The sequence below is a fragment of the Shinella sp. NM-101 genome, from assembly GCF_021401195.1.
GTDB lineage: Bacteria > Pseudomonadota > Alphaproteobacteria > Rhizobiales > Rhizobiaceae > Shinella.
Window position 1 is genome coordinate 22256 of sequence record NZ_JACBFT010000026.1, and the last position, 18854, is coordinate 41109.

Annotated in this window: 16 protein-coding genes and 1 pseudogene; 9 read left to right on the forward strand and 8 right to left on the reverse strand. The window is 61.0% G+C overall.

The window, feature by feature from the left end; genetic code table 11:
- Positions 1-23 precede the first annotated feature (23 nt).
- The 5 genes from L0976_RS26890 to L0976_RS26910 all read right to left on the reverse strand — a co-directional run bounded on the left by L0976_RS26890 (position 24) and on the right by L0976_RS26910 (position 5564).
- Complete coding sequence (locus L0976_RS26890; RefSeq protein WP_203316674.1) at positions 24-800, reverse strand: ABC transporter ATP-binding protein; 777 nt, start codon at positions 798-800, stop codon at positions 24-26.
- The gene (locus L0976_RS26895; RefSeq protein WP_203316673.1) at positions 800-1603 is read right to left on the reverse strand and encodes an ABC transporter permease; all 804 of its coding nucleotides are present in this window, start codon (positions 1601-1603) and stop codon (positions 800-802) included. The genes L0976_RS26890 and L0976_RS26895 overlap by 1 nt, the downstream gene beginning before the upstream one ends.
- A gap of 104 nt (positions 1604-1707) precedes the next feature.
- Complete coding sequence (locus L0976_RS26900) at positions 1708-2436, reverse strand: UTRA domain-containing protein (RefSeq protein WP_234190036.1); 729 nt, start codon at positions 2434-2436, stop codon at positions 1708-1710.
- A 49-nt stretch (positions 2437-2485) separates the two neighbouring features.
- Complete coding sequence (locus L0976_RS26905; protein ID WP_203316671.1) at positions 2486-3481, reverse strand: ABC transporter substrate-binding protein; 996 nt, start codon at positions 3479-3481, stop codon at positions 2486-2488.
- A 67-nt stretch (positions 3482-3548) separates the two neighbouring features.
- The gene (locus tag L0976_RS26910) at positions 3549-5564 is read right to left on the reverse strand and encodes a N,N-dimethylformamidase beta subunit family domain-containing protein (RefSeq protein ID WP_234190038.1); all 2016 of its coding nucleotides are present in this window, start codon (positions 5562-5564) and stop codon (positions 3549-3551) included.
- Between the two features lie 209 nt (positions 5565-5773).
- Here L0976_RS26910 and L0976_RS26915 point away from each other — a divergent pair, with 209 nt between their 5' ends.
- From L0976_RS26915 to L0976_RS26945, 7 genes and pseudogenes are all read left to right on the forward strand, one after another.
- The gene (locus L0976_RS26915) at positions 5774-6586 is read left to right on the forward strand and encodes a helix-turn-helix transcriptional regulator (RefSeq protein WP_233290656.1); all 813 of its coding nucleotides are present in this window, start codon (positions 5774-5776) and stop codon (positions 6584-6586) included.
- A gap of 280 nt (positions 6587-6866) precedes the next feature.
- Positions 6867-7283: pseudogene (locus tag L0976_RS26920) on the forward strand (integrase); the annotation flags it as partial.
- 254 nt (positions 7284-7537) lie between these two features.
- Complete coding sequence (locus L0976_RS26925; protein WP_234190040.1) at positions 7538-8569, forward strand: iron ABC transporter substrate-binding protein; 1032 nt, start codon at positions 7538-7540, stop codon at positions 8567-8569.
- Between the two features lie 5 nt (positions 8570-8574).
- Positions 8575-9582, forward strand: coding sequence for an iron ABC transporter permease (locus tag L0976_RS26930; RefSeq protein ID WP_234190042.1), 1008 nt, complete (start codon positions 8575-8577; stop codon positions 9580-9582).
- Complete coding sequence (locus L0976_RS26935) at positions 9579-10352, forward strand: ABC transporter ATP-binding protein (protein WP_234190044.1); 774 nt, start codon at positions 9579-9581, stop codon at positions 10350-10352. The genes L0976_RS26930 and L0976_RS26935 overlap by 4 nt, the downstream gene beginning before the upstream one ends.
- Positions 10353-10657: 305 nt before the next feature.
- Positions 10658-12832, forward strand: coding sequence for a TonB-dependent siderophore receptor (locus L0976_RS26940; RefSeq protein WP_234190058.1), 2175 nt, complete (start codon positions 10658-10660; stop codon positions 12830-12832).
- 27 nt (positions 12833-12859) lie between these two features.
- Positions 12860-13411 (forward strand): DUF2478 domain-containing protein, encoded by a 552-nt coding sequence (locus tag L0976_RS26945; protein ID WP_234190059.1) that lies wholly within the window; start codon positions 12860-12862, stop codon positions 13409-13411.
- Between the two features lie 546 nt (positions 13412-13957).
- On the opposite strand, the gene L0976_RS26950 is transcribed toward L0976_RS26945, so the two are convergent.
- Positions 13958-14257, reverse strand: coding sequence for a DUF3768 domain-containing protein (locus L0976_RS26950; protein ID WP_234190074.1), 300 nt, complete (start codon positions 14255-14257; stop codon positions 13958-13960).
- A 401-nt stretch (positions 14258-14658) separates the two neighbouring features.
- Between L0976_RS26950 and L0976_RS26955 the strand changes: the two genes are divergently transcribed.
- Entirely contained in the window at positions 14659-15846 is a 1188-nt protein-coding gene (locus L0976_RS26955; RefSeq protein WP_234190076.1) for a site-specific integrase, read from the forward strand.
- Between the two features lie 73 nt (positions 15847-15919).
- Entirely contained in the window at positions 15920-16594 is a 675-nt protein-coding gene (locus L0976_RS26960; protein WP_234190078.1) for a hypothetical protein, read from the forward strand.
- 663 nt (positions 16595-17257) lie between these two features.
- Here the strand turns inward: L0976_RS26960 and L0976_RS26965 are convergent.
- A complete protein-coding gene (locus L0976_RS26965) occupies positions 17258-18052 on the reverse strand; it encodes a hypothetical protein (RefSeq protein WP_234190080.1) in 795 nt (264 codons plus the stop codon).
- A 62-nt stretch (positions 18053-18114) separates the two neighbouring features.
- Positions 18115-18819: a hypothetical protein gene (locus L0976_RS26970; RefSeq protein ID WP_234190082.1), complete on the reverse strand. Its 705-nt coding sequence runs from the start codon at positions 18817-18819 to the stop codon at positions 18115-18117.
- Positions 18820-18854 lie beyond the last annotated feature (35 nt).

Sequence of the window (18854 nt, forward strand, 5' to 3'; positions counted from 1 at the left end):
CCGCCCGGGAAAATGGAAATCTCTCATCGATCCCGCATCTCCGAACGGATGCTGCCGAGCACTTCGGCCTGAAGCTGCGCGAATTCCGGCAGCCGGTGGGTGTCGGGCGTGCGCGGTCGCGGCAGGGGGACATCGTAGGTCGTCTTGATGCGGCCGGGATTGGAGGCCATCACGAAGATCCGGTCGGAAAGGAAGACGGCTTCCTCGACATCGTGCGTGACGAAGATCACGGTCAGCTTTTCCCGCTCCCAGACGCTCGTGAGCAGTTCCTGCATCTGCACGCGGGTCAGCGCGTCCAGGGCGCCGAACGGCTCGTCCATCAGCAACAGCTTCGGCTTGTAGGAGAGCGCGCGCGCGATGGCGACCCGCTGCTTCATGCCGCCGGAAAGCTGCGCGGGATAGCGGTCCGCAAAGGCTTCCAGGCCCACCAGCCTGAGCTGTGTCATTGCAAGATCGCCGATCTCGGCCTTCGGATGCCCCGTCGCTTCCAGCGCGAATTCCACGTTCTTCCTGGCCGTCAGCCAGGGCAGAAGCGTATAGCTCTGGAAAACCACGCCGCGGTCCGCGCCGGGTCCGAGGATGTCGTTTCCGTCGACCTTGAGGTCGCCATCGTCATGGGATTGCAGTCCGGCGATGATCGAAAGCAGCGTGCTCTTGCCGCAGCCGGATGCGCCGACCAGCGAAACGAATTCGTTCTCGCGGATCGTCAGCGAGATGTTGTCGAGAACGGTAACACGGTCCTTGGTGGAGCGCCCGGCCGGAAAGGTCTTCGTCAGGTCGCGGATCAGAAGCTTTTCCATCAGTGTTTTGCCTCGTAGCGGAACATGCGCTTGCCCAGGAATTTCATGATCTGGTCGCTGATCAGGCCGAGAACGCCGAGCACCACGATGTATCCGATGGCCGTGTCGGTCTGGAAATAACGCTGCGCGACGGTGATGCGGTAGCCGAGGCCGCTGCTGGCCGCGACGAGCTCGGCGAGCACAACCCAGGTCCAGGCCCAGCCGAGCGAGATGCGCAGCGTGTCCCAGATCTGCGGCGCGGCCGAGGGCAGGATGATCTTCGTGACGATTTTCGTGTCACTCAGTCCGACCGTCCGGCCGAAGCCGATGAAATCGGGCGGGACGCGCTTGATGTTGTCCATGAACATCAAGGCCTGCTGGAAGAACGTCCCGATCCAGATCACCAGGAACTTCTGGGTGTCCGTCGTGCCGGTCCACAGGATCGTCAGGGGAACGAAGGCGACGACCGGCATGTAGCGTATGAAGTCGAGGAAGGGCTCGATGGCCGCATCCCAGAACTTGTAGTTGCCGATCAGCACGCCGACGGCGAGCGCCGAAACCGATGCGACGGCGAAGCCGATACCGATGCGATAGACGCTTGCCGCGATGTCGGAGAACAGCGTGCCGTCGGCGCCGAGCGCCCACAGGCGCGCGACGATCGCCACGGGGGACGGCAGGAAGATCGGGCGGACGAGGCCGGATTGCACGATCAAAGCCCAGACCGCGAAGAAGATCGCGAAGGAGCACACGGAGATGATGAGATAGGTCGATGGCGAGATCTCAGCCTGCATGCTGAGAAGGGATTTCTTTCGGGGCTTGGCCATAGGTCTGCCTTGCTCGTTCGATTGGAGGACTGCAGCCGCGGGGGGCGCCTGCATAGATTTGTATGTACAAGTCCGGCCGCCGAGGGTCGCGCCCCGGCGATCTTTCATTCCATGGTGCGGCGGCTGATGAGGCTGTAGGTATCGCCGGGATAGGTGAACACGCTTCGGCTGACCGCCATTTCCCCGACCCAGGTGCGGCGCGTCAGGATCATCACGCTCCGAGGCTCGGGAAACTCCAGCAACGCGCATGCTTGCGCATCCGCCATCGAGGCGCAGACCGAATGCTCCATCTTCGTCGCGTCGGCGATGGAGCGCAGGTAGCGCGTCGAGGGGACGGCCTGGAAGTCGTGATCGAGATAGCCGGGGGCGAAGCTCGGCCGGATCAGTCTGTTCTCCACCTGCACCGGCACTCCGTCCTCGTAGTTCACGATAATCGAATGGAACAGGCGAGAGCCGCGCGGCATGTCGAAATAGGCTGCCTGTTCCGCCGTGGCGCTGATCGTCTCGAGAAGCCTGACCTTCTGCGTGTGGACATTGCCCCGGGCCTTGATGTCGTCGGCTATGTCCTTCAGCTCCATGAGCTCGGTCTGCGCCGGGGGCGCCGAGACGAAGGTGCCGAGCCCCTGGACGCGATCGACCACGCCTGCCGCCGAAAGCTCCCGCAGCGCCCGATGGACGGTCATGCGCGACACGCCGAAGCGTTCGACGAGCTCGGCCTCGGAAGGGATTTTCACGCCGTGTTTCAGTTGCCCGCGCCTTACCTGGTCGAGGATGTGGTCCTTGACCTTCTGGTAGAGCGGAAGCGGAATGGTGCGATCGAGGTGCTGGCGCATCTTGGCTGTCCCGGCCGGCCCTGCAAACCTGCAGGGCCGGCCATGGGGATCAAAGCGACGAAAGGGCCGTCGTGTCGATGACGTCCTTGGCCTCGAAGGTCTTCTTGATCAGGCCGAGCTCCAGGCTGGCGGCGTTCACGGCCGGGAAGGTCTTCGTCGCGTACTCGCCGGTCAGCAGGGTCTTGTTCTCCTCCAGCGTATAGTAGTGCACGCCCTCGAAGGTCGTCCCCAGCTCGTTCGGATCGGAACCGACGCCCTTGGCGATGATCGCCTGGCACTCTTCGGGGTTCTTGTTGTAGAGGTCCACGGCATCGCCCCAGCTCTTGACCATCGCGCGCACCTGGCCGGGCCGCTCCTTCAGCGTCCGGGTCGTGACGACGAAGCAGTCGCTGATGAGGCCGGGATTTTCGGCCGCGGTATAGAGGAGCTTGAGGTTCGGATCGGCTTTCAGCGCGGTCGAGATGTAGGGTTCATAGGTGACCATCGCGTCCGTCGAGCCGGACAGCAGGGCGGCGGCGGCCTGCGATGCGGGCGTGTTGGTCCAGTTGAGGTCGCTCAGCTTCAGGCCCGCCTTCTTGAGCGCGTCGGCGACGAGGAGGTGGCTGGTCGTGCCTTCCTCGAAGGCGATGGATTTTCCCTTGAGGTCGGCGACGGAATTCATGCTCTTCGGGCTGACGATGGCGTCGGCGGTGGTGCTGTAGTCCTCAATCAGGGCGATACGGTAGTCGGGCGATTCCTGCAGGTGCTGCAGCACGTTGTGCGTGGCGCTGTTCGTGCCCTGGATCTCGCCGCTGGCCAGAATTGCCAGATTGGCGGCGTCTTCCGTATAGGGAATGAACTCGACGCCCTCGAGCCCGTTGGCCGCGAAGATGCCCTTGTCCTGGGCGACATACCACATGCCGTAGCCGATCCACGGCTGGATGGACATCTTGAAGATGCCCGGCTCCACCGCCGGGGCGGCGCTGGCTTTGGCCGTGACGATATAGGGTGCTGCGAGCGTTCCGCCCATCAGTGCAAGCATGTTGCGTCGAGAAATGCTGATCATGTCGTTCCCTTTCTTTTGGTGATATTGGCGTGTTTCGATCCGGGCAGGGGTTTCCACCAGGTGAGTCTTATCGGCTGAACCCTTCTGCGAGGTTCTTCATGATCGTTCCCACGGCGTTGCCTTCGCCGGGGCCGGGCAGGGCGCCGATCCATGCCACCGAGCCGGTGCAGAAGACCTGCCCGCCACCGTCGTGGCGATAGATCGTCATGTCCGCGCGCCGCAGCGTCTCGCGTTCGACGTTCCCGTCGGCCAGCCAGACCTCGGGCCGGACTTGGAAACTGTCGTCGAAGCCGTCCGCCGTGGCGAGCCGCACCAGGTTCTTCGGTGTTTCCTGCGAGCGCACCACGGCGTCGATCTCATAGCCGGCCGCGCCGCCCAGCACCGTTCCGCCGTCTCCGATCGGCCCGTCGGCAATGCCGTCGAAGAGCCAGCGGTGTTCCGGGGCGAAGCTGCCTTCGAGCCTGCCATAGGGCCGGCTCGGCCCGAAGCTCATGATCAGGTAGGTGACGCCGAGATAGGATTGCGGGTTCCGCAGGCCCCGGTCTTCCCAGTTGCCGCCGGGCTCGCCGGTGATCGACATGTGCGCTTCGCCCGGCCGGCCGGTCCAGATGTCGCTTTTGACCCGCCGCAGCTCCATGGTCTCGCCCTGGTAGGCGACGACCCAGTAAAAGCCGTTGCCGCCGAGATAGGCCAGATTGCCGCCCGCATCGAGATAGCCGTCGAGCGCCTTCATCATGTCGCAAGACCAGTATTCCGGATGGCTGCCCGTCAGCAGCCCCCTGTAGGCGGCGACCGCCGCGTATCCCTCGTCATGGAGGTCGCGGTCCGTCAATATGTCGATGTCGATGCCTTCCCGCGCATAGAACTTCAGAAGCTGAAGATCGACCGGCAACAGATGCGGGCAATTGGAAAGCGGATAGTGATAGTCGTCGCGCAACGTCGCGCGCGGGCGGCGCGCCGATGTCAGGCTCACGCCGCTGAGGTCGCTGTGGACGTCGTAGAGACACAGAAAACCGTTGTCGAGCGCGAAGAGATGCCCGCGATCCGATCCGTGCCAGGGATAGCGGACCGGCGGGAGGCGTTCGTCGGCATAGGCCAGATAGGTCGAGGTCGGGACGAGGAAGGCGAGCGCCGCCGAAGGCTTCGCCGCCCGAACGAAGAACGGCAGGCGCTCGGTGCCCTGTCCCGTGGTCACTTCCAGAGCGAAAATGCCGGCCCGTGCGTCCGCGGGGATGTCTATCGTCAGGTCGGCAGGCCAGTCGAAGCCGCCGAAATCGTCGTCGTGAAGGTGGATCGCGTCGAAATGCGAGGGTTCCAGTCGCGGATCATGCACTTCGGCGGTAAACCGCGCGGACGCCACGCAGAATGTGGGCATGCTGTGGATCGTCAGGGCAAGCGCGCTGTCCTCCACCGAGCCCAGGCGCTCGACCGGCCCGCGGGTCGGGAAACGCCAGGAGCACCGCCGGCCGGCGGCATCGAGCGATATCCGGCCGATGCGCCCGTTGAAGGATTTTGTCTCCCCGCTCCCGTCCGAGCCGATGCAGATCCGGCCGATGTGATGAGCCGCGCCGGGAAAGTCCACGCTGGCGATCTCGGTCCGCCGCGCCGAGGCCACCAATGTCGCGGCGAGGCCGGCGGACGAGCCGGAGACGGAAAGCTCGTACCAGCGCTCGTTGGAAACCTGCGCAAAGGCATGATTACCATCAGCCGTGGCGATATCCAGGTGTCCGTCCGCGTCGATCGAAACGGCGAGGTCGCCGAGAACGCAGATGGTTTTGCGCGTCTCGTTCTGCGTTGGCAGAAATTCGAAGCTGAGTTTCCAGCCGGCATCGCCCGTTTCGGGGAGCGCCGGGAGCTCGACCCAGGAGCCCAGAGAGAAATCCCGGACCTTGAAGCTGCCGGAATGGCGCTGCAAGTCCCACTCCGCCACCTCCTGCTCGTCCCGGTCGAGGGAGACGATGCGGAACGACGCGTGCGGGTCGACACAGGAAAGATGGGCCCGGGTCGAGGCGCCGGCCTTGACGCTCCACGGCTCGATGTAGCCAGCAACGGGCATGGCTGAATGGTTCAGCGGCTTTCGCATTGTGTCACCCTCGTTGACTGGCACTTTTTGACGTGCCTTTGGCGGATGTGCAGGCTTGTCTATACAAGTTTCGACGCCGCAGTTGCCCTGTCCCGCGTCACGGGCGGGCTTTTCACGCTGCCCGGCTTGGATTTATAACCCTTCTCTTTATGGTTTTCGACTGTAAGCCATCCTTGAGAGGGGCATATAACCCCATGGGGGTATAGGTGATGAGATTCTCCGTCCTTGATAGCCTCGCCGCGGCGATCGATGCTGTCGGCTCCGCCCAATTCTATCCGTTGATGTGCGCGTACCTGCGCGAATGCCTGGAATTCGACAACGTGATCGTCGTCATCTTCGTTGGTTCGAACGTCCCCCACATCGCCCATACGCGGCATTACGGTCCCGATGTGTTCCGGTTCGTCGATGAGCAATACCTTTCCGGCGCCTATCTCCTGGATCCGGTCTACCACTTCCACTTGAGGCACGGCGACGCCGGGCTCTACCGCCTGCTTGACGTCGCGCCGGACCAGTTCCGCAGCAGTCGCTACTATAAATGGTACTACGGCAGGATCGGGATTTCCGACGAGATCTCCGTCATCCTCCCCGTCTCCCGGAACGCGACCATCACGATTTCAATGGGCAAGGATTCGTCCTCGGGAACGACGTTTTCGCAAAAGGCCGAGGAGGGCCTTCGAAAACACCGGTCGGTCATCATGGCCGTCCTCAGGGCCCATTGGAACGCGCTCGATGCGCCACATCTCAACATCCCCCGCGCGACGTCCTTGGCCGATAGCCTTCGCCAGGAGCTCCGGAGCAATCATGGTGTGTCCATAAGCACCCGTCAGGCCGAAGTCGCGCTCCTGATTTTGCAGGGGCATTCCTCGCCATCCATCGGCTTGCAGCTTGGAGTGAGCACCGAAACGGTCAAGGTTTTTAGAAAGCAGCTCTATAGCCGGTGCGGCATATGTTCACAGGCCGAACTCTTCAACCTTCTCATGCCGATGCTGGGAAATGCCAACGTTCGAAAGGAAAGCAATTGAATCGATTGGCGGTTGAACTGTGGCCCTGATCGCGATGGCAGGCCGGCAAGCAAAGGTAATTGGCGCCCCATTCGCCCATTGAATACTTTTCTTTCGGAGTACAAATTTGCCCACTGAAGGAAAGTTTCTGCTGATTTGCCTGGGTTTTCTTGTAAATTCACGTCTATATCAGCGTGAATTTGTTTATCTGAAGCGAAAAGCGTAAGGGGACCAATTGACGAGGGCATTCAACAAGCTTTCAGCGCTTGCCGTAAGGAATGCCGGTCCCGGTAAGCTATCCGAGGGCGACGTCTGGACGATCCCCGGCGGAAAGCAGAAGGGGTGCAAAGACAAAACACCCGATTTCCGGGTCCCGCTCGTACCGGAAACGCTATCGCTCATCGAGCAGGCAAAGGCCTTCGCTCGCGAAGGCTACCTTTTTCCAAGCATCAGGAAGGGCATAATTTCGGATGCCGCCATGGCGCGGTTGATGGAGCGCCGCGAGATGGCGGCTCGCCCGCACGGCTTTCGTTCAAGCCTGCGCGATTGGATCGCCGAGACGACGAATACGCCTTACGAGGTTGCGGAGGCAACGTTGGGTCATGCCGTGGGCGGCAAGGGGGAACGCGCATACCGGCGCACTGACTCTCTTGAGCAGCGCCGCGTTTTGCTTGGAGACCGGGCAAAGTTGATGTGTTCAGCGCCAAAGGTGCAATGATGGGTAATTAATCCAACGACATCAGCTACCTGCTCGCTTCCTGCCTGTTGTGCACAGGAGCGCTCTTCAACCAGTTCAAGAAATCGCGACCAAGCCTCTCCGGGATCGCTTGGGCTGACAAGGTAACCTGTTCTGCCGCGCGCTGGGGGTCACGATCGCCAGGTCGATGATTGATGCTTCTCAAACCCTATCATTTGTTGCTATTTTTTGGCGAACCGCGATATATTTTCCATAATATATCGACGGAGAGTTTAATGTCGGTCTTCCGTGGCCTTGTCGGTCTTGTCGCTCTTCTTTTGTCCTCTCTACCTGCGACGGCGCGCAGTATCACGGACGCCGCCGGCCGTGTCGTGGAGATACCGGACAAGGTGCAGCGCGTGCTCGCCGCCGGCCCGCCGGCCTCCGTGCTGGTCTATGTTCTCGCTCCGGAAAAACTCGCCGGCTGGGTGCGTGAGCCGAAGCCGGAGGAAAAAGCTTTCCTGCTGCCCGCCGTCCGCGACCTTCCCGTCTTCGGACAACTCACCGGCAAGGGAGGCACGGCGAATATGGAGGCCGTGCTGGCGGCAAGGCCCGATATCATCGTGGACGTCGGTACGGTGAACGCCACCTATGCCTCGCTTGCCGACAAGGTGCAGGCGCAGACGGGCATTCCCTATGTGCTGATCGATGGCACCTTCGCCCGCAGTGCCGCCATGCTGCGAGAGACGGGTGCGATCCTTGGCGTTCCCGAACGGGCAGAAGCCCTTGCTGCCTATGCCGACGAAAAGCTCGCCGCATTGGAAAAGAGCCTTGCCGCCATTCCCGCGGAAAAGCGCCCGTCGGTCTACTTCGGGCGTGGCGCGGAGGGATTGGAGACGGGGCTTTCCGGCTCGATCAACATGGAGATCCTGGAGGCGGCCGGCGCGCGCAACGCTGCCGCCGCCGCTGGCAAGGGCGGCCTGACGCAGGTCTCGCTCGAACAGGTCCTGTCGTGGAAGCCGGACGTCATCCTCGCCTCCTCGCCGAAATTCGCCCACGCGATCAAGGATGATCCGCTCTGGCGGGAACTCGACGCGGTGAAGGCCGGGAGGATCCACGTCGCACCGGCTCTGCCCTTCGGCTGGATCGATTCCCCGCCCGGAGTGAACCGACTGATCGGCATTTCATGGCTGGAGCACACGCTCTATCCCGAGGCTTTCCCGGCGAAGCTGGACGAGGACGTCAGGACCTTCTTCAAGCTGTTCTATCATGTCGAGCTGGATGACGCCCAGCTCGCGGGCCTCATCGGCCGGGATGCGGACAGGTAGTGCGCGTGTTCCTGTCCCGCCTCCCGGCGGCGGTGCTCGGCCTTGCCGGTCTCGCTCTGCTGGCGCTCTTCTCCATGATGATCGGCAAGTACGGCAGCGGGCCGGGGCCGCTGTTCGCGGCGCTGCGGCAACTGGTGACGGGCGAGGGAAGCGACCCGTTGCTTGCCACCGTGCTCTGGAACGTGCGTCTGCCGCGCGTACTGGCCGCTGTGGTCGTCGGTGCGGCGCTGGCGGCGGCAGGCGCGACCTATCAGGGGCTGTTCCGCAATCCGCTCGTCTCGCCGGACCTGCTTGGCGTGTCGGTGGGGGCAAGCCTCGGGGCGGTGGCAGGCATCTTCCTGTCGCTGCCGGTGCTGGCAATCCAGCTTGCAGCCTTTGTCGGCGGCCTCGTCGCGGTCTTGCTCGTCACCGGCGTCGGCATGCTGGTGCGCGAGCGCGATCCGGTGCTGACGCTGGTGCTGGCCGGCATCGCCATCCAGGCACTGGTCGGCGCGGGCATATCGCTGATCAAGATCCTCGCCGATCCCTACGACCAGCTTCCGGCGATCACCTACTGGCTGCTCGGCAGCATGACGGCAGTGACCCGTTTCGACGTTTTCTCCATCCTGCCCGCCCTGGGGATCGGCTTCGTGCCGCTCGTCCTTCTGCGCTGGCGCATGAATGTCATGACGCTGGGGGAAGAGGAGGCCCAGACGCTGGGCATCGATACATTGAAGACGCGCATCGTGCTGATCGCCGGTGCGACGCTGGTGACGGCGGCGACGGTTTCGATCACCGGTATCATAGGCTGGATCGGGCTCGTCATCCCGCATATCGCCCGCATGCTCGTCGGGCCGGACTTTCGCCGTTTATTGCCGGCCGCCATGATGCTCGGTGCCGCCTATCTCCTCGTCGTCGACATGCTGGCGCGTTCCATCGCATCGATCGAGGTGCCGCTCGGCATCCTGACGGCGACGGTCGGCGCACCCTTCTTCCTCTGGCTGCTGATCTCCGGCAAACGGGGCTGGTCATGATCCTGACCGTCAAGACGCTCGCCTTCGGCTATCGCGACCGCGAAATCGGTCACGGCGTCGATCTGTCGCTTCAGGGTGGGGAGGTGCTCGCCTTGCTCGGCCCGAACGGAGCGGGCAAGACGACCCTGTTCAAGACCATGCTGGGTCTGCTGCCCGTCAAGGCGGGGGAAGTCCTGCTCGATGGCAGGCCGCTTTCCGGCTGGTCACGCCGCGAGCGGGCGCTGCGCATCGCCTATGTACCGCAGGCTCATGCCGCGCCCTTTCCCTTCACCGTGCGCGATCTCGTGTTGATGGGGCGTGCGGCGCATCTTTCCGCCTTCGCCTTGCCCGGCGCGCGTGACCGCGCGATCGCCGAAGCCGCGCTGGAAAATCTCGGCATCGCAAAACTTGCCGATACGCCCTCGACGGAGATCAGCGGAGGGGAAAGACAGCTTGCGCTGATCGCCCGCGCCCTGGCGCAGGAAGCACGAATCGTTGTCATGGACGAACCGACGGCAAGCCTCGACTACGGCAACCAGATGCGGTTGCTCGCCCATATCCGCCGGCTGGCGGCGGACGGGCTTGCCATCGTGCTCTCAACGCACAATCCCGACCACGCCTTGCAGGCAGCCGATCGTGTCGCCCTCCTGAAGGACGGCGAACTGACAGCCCTCGGTGCCACGCGCGAAACGCTGACGCCCAATGCCCTGAAGACGCTTTACGGCATCGAGGTGGTGATCGGCAGCGTCCCGGGAAGCGACGCATTCGTCTGTGCCCCGCGGCCCGGCTGACGCGAAGACATTTTTTAGGAGCGGCTAGAGCACTTTGCCCTGCGGCCGTCGGGAGGTCTGCAGGCCTGAAAGCTGTGCCTTTGATACATCCGTTCCCCCGATTTTCGCATTCTTCATGAAACTCCATGTGTGAAATAGAGGGGAACAGGGGCCCAGGGCGCCTATCTCGGGGTTGCCTGAAAACAAGCATCGATATATTTCTGAAAATATAGCGGTTGGGGAATCGCACCGGGCTGATCCAGATTTTCGAGAGCGTCGCAAAACGCGTGCTCACGCATGCCCGGGTGAATTTTGAGGAGGGGTATATGGGTTATCTTATCGTCCGCGCTTCAGTGGCGCTTCTGAGCTCGACGGTCTTTGTCGTCCCGGCCATGCCTGCCTTCGCGCAATCGCCGGCGGCGGGCACGCCGGCCGTCAAGACCACCGCCAAGAAGCCGCGGGTCAAGACGGAAGACAATGGCGCGTTCGAACTGGGCAAGATCATCGTCCCGGGCGGCGGTGGCAGCAGCGGCCAGACCGTTTCCCAATCCACCATCACGGCCGACGAGATGCGCAGCGCCAATCGCGATGTGCTCGACGATGCCCTGCGCGTCGTTCCGGGTGTCGAGGTGGGCAATTCCGGTGGTAGCCGCAATGAGCGCATGGTCTATGTGCGCGGTTTCGACCGCTGGCAGGTGCCGCTTTATATCGACGGCGTTCGCATTTACCTGCCGGCCGACAACCGCATCGACTACGGCCGGTTCCTGACGCCGGATCTTGCCGAGATTCAGGTGCAGAAAGGCTATGTCCCGGTTCTCAACGGCCCCGGCGGCATGGGCGGCGCCATCAATCTCGTCACCAAGACGCCGACCGAGGCCTTCGAGGGTGAAGTCCAGACCGGGCTGGAATTCGGCAATACGGGGGAGATTGCCTCCTACAAGACCTTCGCCTCCGTCGGCACGCGGCAGGATACGTTCTATGTGCAGGCAAGCGGCTCGGTGCGTTCCAGCGACGGCTGGTTCCTTTCGCGCGATTTCACGCCCAACGCGGTCGAGAACGGCGGGCGCCGGGATTTCAGCGACGTAAAAGACTGGCGCGGCAACATCAAGGTTGGCATCACGCCGAACGATACGGACGAATACGTCATCAGCTATACCAAGCAGGAGGGTGAAAAGAACGCGCCCTATGCTGTCAACCAGGCCGTGCGCGGACGCACGCCCTCGGCCGTCTTTGGCATCGGAACGGCCTACCAGCGCGACTGGACATGGCCGGAATGGGATATCGGGAGCCTTTCGTTCAATTCCTATACCGCAATCGGCGACGCCTCCTATGTGAAGGTGAAGGCGTTCTACAATACGTTCGACAATATCCTGTCTGCCTACGACGACAGCACATTCTCGACCCAGACGCTGCCGCGCGCATTCGACAGCTACTACGACGACTATGCCTACGGCCTCAGCGCCGAAGCCGGCACGGAGTTCGAGAGCAACAGCCTGAAGGCAGCCGTGCACTATCGCAGGGACAGTCATACCGAATGGAACGACAATCAGCCGGACAATTCCGCCGCGCGTGTGCTTGAGCCGAAGCAGACACAGGTTGAAGACGGCGTCGCCGTCGCGCTGGAGAACACTTTCCACGCCACCGAAACGCTCGACCTCATCGCCGGCATAAGCTACGAGAAGACCACGCTGAAGAAGGCGCAGGAGTACAACAAGACCACCAAGGCGGTCTTCCCCTATCCGCTTGGCGGCAGTGATTCCGTCAACTGGCAGACGGCGGCCGTCTGGCGCCCGACCGCCGTCACCGAGCTTCACGCCAGCATTTCTTCACGCACCCGCTTCCCCAACATGTTCGAGCGGTTCAGCACGCGGTTTGGAACAGTCAAACCCAATCCAAATCTCGGCTCCGAACGTGCGCTCAATTTCGAGGTTGGCGGTGAAACCGAGTTGACGGACAGGTTGCGCGCATCCGGAGCGGTTTTCTATAGCGATATCGCGGATGCCATCCAGTCCGTCGATATCGGTGTCGATCCCAACGATGCCACAAAGAGGCTCGTTCAGAACCAAAACGTTGGCAACGCCCGCTACTACGGTTTCGAGTTGAAAACCGATTGGGACGTTACCGACGAGTTGACCCTCGGCGGAATTTACACCTATCTCAAGCGCGAGATCAACGATCCGGCTCGCCCGACCCTGCGTTCGACTGGCGTGCCGGAACATCTGCTCTACGCCTATGCGACTTGGTCTCCAACGGAGAAGTTCTCCATGACGGGCAGCTTGGAAACCTCGTCGTCGCGTTGGTCGGATCATCCGGCGGGAGGCGACCGTTATGTCGAAACGGGAGGCTTCGCCCTCGCAAACCTGAATTTCGAGTATAAGTTCACGGATGCGTATTCGACGAATTTCGGCGTGCGCAACCTGTTCGACAGGAACTATGAGCTCGTCACCGGTTTCCCCGAACCCGGCCGCACCTTCTATCTGAATGCCCGCGCCACGTTCTGAACGTGACATCCAACCCGGGAGGCGAGAATGCATATCGGCTATGTCAGCTCTGATGAGGAGATGAGGACAAATGCAGCTCTTTCCGCGGTCGCCGAATCGGCGAAGCGGGAAGGGCTTGCGCTGGCAGGGACGGTCCAGCCGGTTGATCCCGGCGGCGTCCATGAAAAGTGCAACATCGTCCTCGGCCTCCTGCCCGACGGCGAGCGGCGGAATATCAGCCTCGACCTCGGCCCGGGCGCGACCGGATGCCGGCTGGATGCAGCGGCGCTGGAGGAGGCGGTGATGGTCGTCCACGACGGGCTGCCGAGCGCCCAAGGCCTGATCGTGAACAAATTCGGCAAGCAGGAAGCAATCGGCCGCGGGCTGGTGGCAGCCATCATCGAAGCCTGTGACCGCGGGCTTCCTGTGCTGGTCGGTGTCTCGCCGCAATGGCGGGTGGCGTTTCTTGCCTTTGCCAATGGGAAAGCAATTGAACTGCCTCCCGAAAAGGCGCACCTTCTAGACTGGCTGCGCGCAGCTTGTCCCGAACTGCCGAACCAGCAGGCGGCGCCGCTGTCCAACCTTGCCGCCCAAGCGTAGGGTCGCGCTGCTTGCTAGATGCTTGTCGCGCCCCGCTCCCCAGCGAATGATCCCGTGATGGGATCTGATTGAGCGCATAGGCTTTGCTGCGTCGCGGTTCGGCTAAATTCGTCGAGGAATTCACTGTTGGTGCCGCGACGACGGCGCGGCTTTCGACCCCAATTCGGGGATGCGCAGTGGCGATGCCCTGGCACGCGCGTCATTGGCTGGGTTGCTGCAGCTTTAACTGAGCGTGTGATTTCTGCTAATGATCTCTCCGCCTTGTCTCTTCTATGAAGGCGAGGAAATGCTCCCCTCGCGAAATCACCGTCGCCCTTGAGTATACGCTCGCGTGACGGCTTCGACGTTACGCCCGTCGCCGGTCTCGACCTTGGAGGCCTTCGCGAATGTGCGGGACGTGCGGGTGTCGGCGCTGTTCAGGGACGTCGATCCGAACGCGGGTGCCCCTGCGAAGCTGAAGGCCGGCAGAAAACCCAGGACCTCGAATTGAAGAAGCCCGCGGCGAGGCGGGCTTGCTGAGGTGGAAGGCTGGGGGAAAGGGCGTCATCAGTATTCGCCCGTCTGCATGATCGTCATGACGCGAACGGTGAAGGCGGGGTCGGCCGGATCGGGTGAGGCGTAGCGAAGATCGAGGTCGTAATAGTCGATCTTCCGGAAGTACCGCACATCCTTGAAGGCCAGCGCGCCGAAGTCGTGCTCGCCATAGGGATCGTCTTCGGGATTGAAGCGGTCGAGCTCCCGCACCGCATGAAACAGGCCGCACCGGTCGTCGGGCGAAGGAAGCATGACGCCGCGCGTGGCGACGACATGGCCGCTCGATCCACACTCGGTGCGCGGTAGCATCATAAGATCGGCGATGTCCTGCGAACGCCAAACGGTTGTCCGATATCGCATCTGATGGGAACAGCGAATCTGGAGAGCTTCAGTTCAGGGGCGCGGGATAGCTTCGCCGGCTTGACACTGATCCCGTAGCTGGATTGAGGGTCAGCAGGATTGTTGCTGATCCACAAATGCCGCAGTGATAAGGGGGGAGATTCTTAACTGAAGATTTACGTATGTGTTTGAATTTTTTTGAAAATTGGTGCCCCATGCCAGCATTGAATGCTTGCGCAGCTAGGTATAATTTTGCTCAATAAGGGCGCGGTTCGGCTGATTTTCCTGCGTTTTCTTGTGAAGTCGCGTCCATTGTAGTACGCCTTTGTTCACCTGAGGCGAAAAGCAAAAGGGGGATCAAAAGGGGGATCAAATTGACGAGGGCATTGAACAAGCTTTCAGCGCTTGCCGTAAAGAATGCCGGTCCCGGTAAGCTATCCGATGGCGGCGGTCTCTGGCTGTACAAACGAGACGAGGGGCCGGGCCAGTGGGTTCTCCGTTATACGATGCATAGTCGACGCCGGGAAATGGGGCTGGGCTCCGTTCAGGACGTATCTTTGAAGGACGCCCGAGAGGCCGCAGACAAATGGCGTTCTGCCGTTGCCAAAGGCCTCGATCCGATCAACGAACGCGAGCGAGAACGCCGGCAGGCTGAAAAGCGTCTTCACTTGCTGAAGGATGTCGCCAAGGATGCCTTCGAGAGCCGTAAGGCTGAACTCAAGAACGATGGGAAATCCGGTCGCTGGTTCAGTCCGCTGGAAATTCACATTCTGCCGAAACTCGGAAAGAAGCCCGTCGGAGAGATCGATCAGATCGATATTCGCGATACTTTGTTGCCGATTTGGCATCCGAAGGCCGAGACGGCACGAAAGGCTCTGAACCGCCTTGCCATCTGCTTGCGTCATGCAGCCGCTTTGGGACATGAGGTGGATTTGCAGGCGACCGAGAAGGCGAGGGCGCTACTTGGGCAGCAGAGACATAAGGCGGAGAACATCCCGGCGCTTCGTTGGGCAGACGTTCCGGCTTTCTATGCTTCCCTCTCCGACGGCACGACGACGCACCTAGCCTTGCGACTTTTGATCCTGACGGGAGTTCGCTCGGCGCCTCTGCGTTTTCTCCGGCTCGAGCAAATCGAGGGCGATGTCTGGACCATCCCCGGTGAAAAGCAGAAGGGGCGCAAAGACAAAACACCTGATTTTCGCGTTCCGCTCGTACCGGAAGCGCTATCGCTCATCGAGCAGGCCAAGCCCCTCGCTCGCGACGGCTATCTTTTTCCAAGCATCAGGAAAGGCGTAATTTCGGATGCAACCATGGCGCGGTTGATGGAGCGCCGCGAGATGGTGGCTCGCCCGCACGGCTTTCGTTCAAGCCTGCGTGACTGGATCGCCGAGACGACGAATACGCCCTATGAGGTTGCGGAGGCAGCGTTGGGGCATACCGTGGGCGGCAAGGTGGAACGCGCATACCGGCGCACCGACTATCTTGAGCAGCGGCGAAGCCTTTTGGAGCTATGGGCAGCTCACGTAACTAAGCTGCGCCAAGGATCGGTGGTGGTTCCTTGATTCATCAAGATGGGATGTCGTCGGGACGGTTGCCATGGTACGAGGCCGTCGAACAATGTAACGAGATACCCCGATGCTTCCCTGGATCCAACTTGATCGCGCGACCATTCCCGGCGAGGCCGGTGATCTCCGCCTGAAACAGCGCGGTAGCGAATTCTCCATCATGCTCGGCTCGACAGAGCTCATGAACAGCCGGCTGAGCGGCTCGGAAGAGGCGTTGGCGACCTTGAGCTGCGAGCGCATCGTTGGCCGGAAGAACCCCAGCGTGCTTATTGGTGGCCTTGGCATGGGATTTACGTTGCGGGCCGCTTTGACTGCGCTGCCACAGGATGCCCAAGTCGTTGTCGCCGAGCTCGTCCCGGCTGTGGTCCAATGGGGTCGTGGACCTTTGGCGGAACTCCATAACGGCACACTCGACGATCCACGTGTCGATATTCATCTCGGTGACGTCGGCGCCCTCGTCCGATCGAAGACGGCCACGTATGATGCGATCCTGCTTGATGTCGACAACGGCCCCGATGGGCTGACGCGCGCTTCCAACGACGGTCTATATAGCCATGACGGTCTTAGGGCCGCCAACTCTGCACTGCGTCCAAACGGTGTGCTGGCAGTCTGGTCTTCCGCGCCGGATCGGGCGTTCACACGTCGATTGCGCGAGGTCGGGTTTGCCACGGACGAGGTGAGCGTGCGCGCCAGCAACAGGAACAGTGGCGCGCGCCATGTCTTGTGGATGGCGACGAGGCGTTGACGGCAGTTCCGTGACATCGTGGCGAGGAAGACGATTTAAGAAATCCACAAGCGGCCATTTTCCTATCGCCGCGCGACCGCAGCCAAACTTGTATCGTTGAAAATCGATCGCGGTGTGCTGGTGCATTCTCAGGCGTAGGGCCGAGATGGCAGGACCGCATCAACGATAGCTCGCGGACCGCTGTGAAACAGTCGCTCTGATTTTCCTACATGGTTTGATGATTGCAGATGGTTTCGGCGGCATTGGCTAGAGTCCGATTGTAGGCTTCGGATTCCACTCGAAAAGCTATTGTTCGTTAAGGACACGACCGACGGCAATGGGGCCGTTAGCTGACGGTCTGCTTTTCAGGGCGAAATCAGAAAGCAGACTTGCATTTGCGTTCGAGACAGAAAGTAGGTTCGAATCTCGCGAGGGATATAGCTGCGGTATATTCAATGTCGGGACAAAAGGTCGTCGGGACAAAAGGTCGAGGGAACGGGGCCTGACTCATTTCTCCTCTAAGGGCCTTTGGGAAGGTTCAATCCGCCCCATTCGCTGCATTATGGGAACCGGCCCAAGATGCGCGTCCGGCGCCACGGAAAAAGAAGCGCCATTGTCCGCGAGCGCCGTTAGCCGTGGAAGGTCAGAAACTCTTTTCCAACCTGACGCATACAAGGGTCATCGCTACCTACTCGCTCTCGCGTTCAAGCCGTGCGTCGAGGAGGCGATGCGGGGACCAAAACGCGTTTCGAATTCATCCCAGAGCTCGTCGTAGAGCGCGTCCAGTTGGCCCACCAGTTGTTTGGTCGACACGTTGAACTCGCGCTGCACGCCCACGAGTCCTTCCCTGAAGGAGCGGTTGACGTTGATGCGGCGTCCATTTCGGTCCCTCCCCATCATGCCCTGCCCCCTCTCGAACATCGCTGCGAGCTTGAATGTCTGATCATCGAGGGTGAAGGCGCGCTCCCAGCCCTGATGTATACGAGCGTTACGCTCGTTTCTCAGTTTCGACTGCTCGTCAAGCATCAGACCGAGATGATTGATGACAGCCGTAGGGACGCCTGCCTGCTTGAGCTTCTTCATTTTGCAATCGGGCGGTGGAAGGCCAGTCTCGAAAACGGCGTTCACAAGCTGCAACGAGCAATCCACGACCGATATAAACCGGGTCAGAAATACGTCGGCGGCGGCAGTGAGCCACTCGTAGAGCGTGATCGGTAAGCTTTCGGCCTTTGGAAACGGATCCGGCCAAAGCATGTCCCCTACGAGGTTAAGCGATTCAACCCGGCGAACGAGCAGATGGACATATTCATTTATGTCGTAAGCGTATTTGCAGTCCGGATGCTTGGAGAGCTCAGCGTAACTCTCGAAATGATACGCGACGATGCTCAGGTCGTATACGCGACCAACGAAGCCATGGTTGTCCGACGGCAGGACATATCGCTTCAAGAACCTCGTCCTCGGCGTCTTCTTGGCTTCCAAGTCGCTTTTGTCCGCTTCGTCGTGCTTTTCCAGTTTTGTTACGATTTTAATTTTCCCAAGGATTATTCGCCATTCTCGATAAGGCCGTGTAGTCGCTGGACGAAATATGAATTGACGCGTTCAATGGCGTCCATGACGGGGAAGTTGAAGTGCGTGTCGAGGTCCTTCCCCGCGATTGCCAAGGGTGCTTGTATCGAGAGCAGGCCGTAATAGAAGACTATGTGCGCGTGGCTGGATGCGGGAGCCAAGCCGCGGACCCGGCCGTAGTCGGTCAGAAGCATGTCCGTTCGGACAAGATCTTCCTGGATCATGCGCCGCTTTCCGCCATCGTAGGACCCGTTGCCCCGCTTGACATTGTACGAGCGTAGCGACTCGTCCTCTTCATCATAGACAATGATGTCGACGCGTATGGACCTCTCCCGGTCTCCGTAGGGAAGATCCGTCACAAGGAGAGGTTCGATGCGTTCGCTGACGCGCGCGCGGTTGAGCGACTCATGCGATAGCTTGAAATCATCTTCCGTCCAGACGCGTAGACGCGCGCATTCCTTGAGACGCTCAAGAAGCGCCATCTCCAAAATGGCCCCATGCCGCTTGTAGGCGGAGCTTATGATCGAGGTCGCGCGCGAGTATTTGCGGCCGGCGATTGGGTCCTCTCGGAAGCTTGCGCTTCCGAGCTTTTCGATCGTATCGTCGACAAAGGGGCGGAGGCGTTCAAGATAACCATCCGATTCGGATATCGCAGATGCAGCGGCTATGTGTGACGCCATGGTTGTTCCTTCGAAGTCGCATTATCTACTAGTAT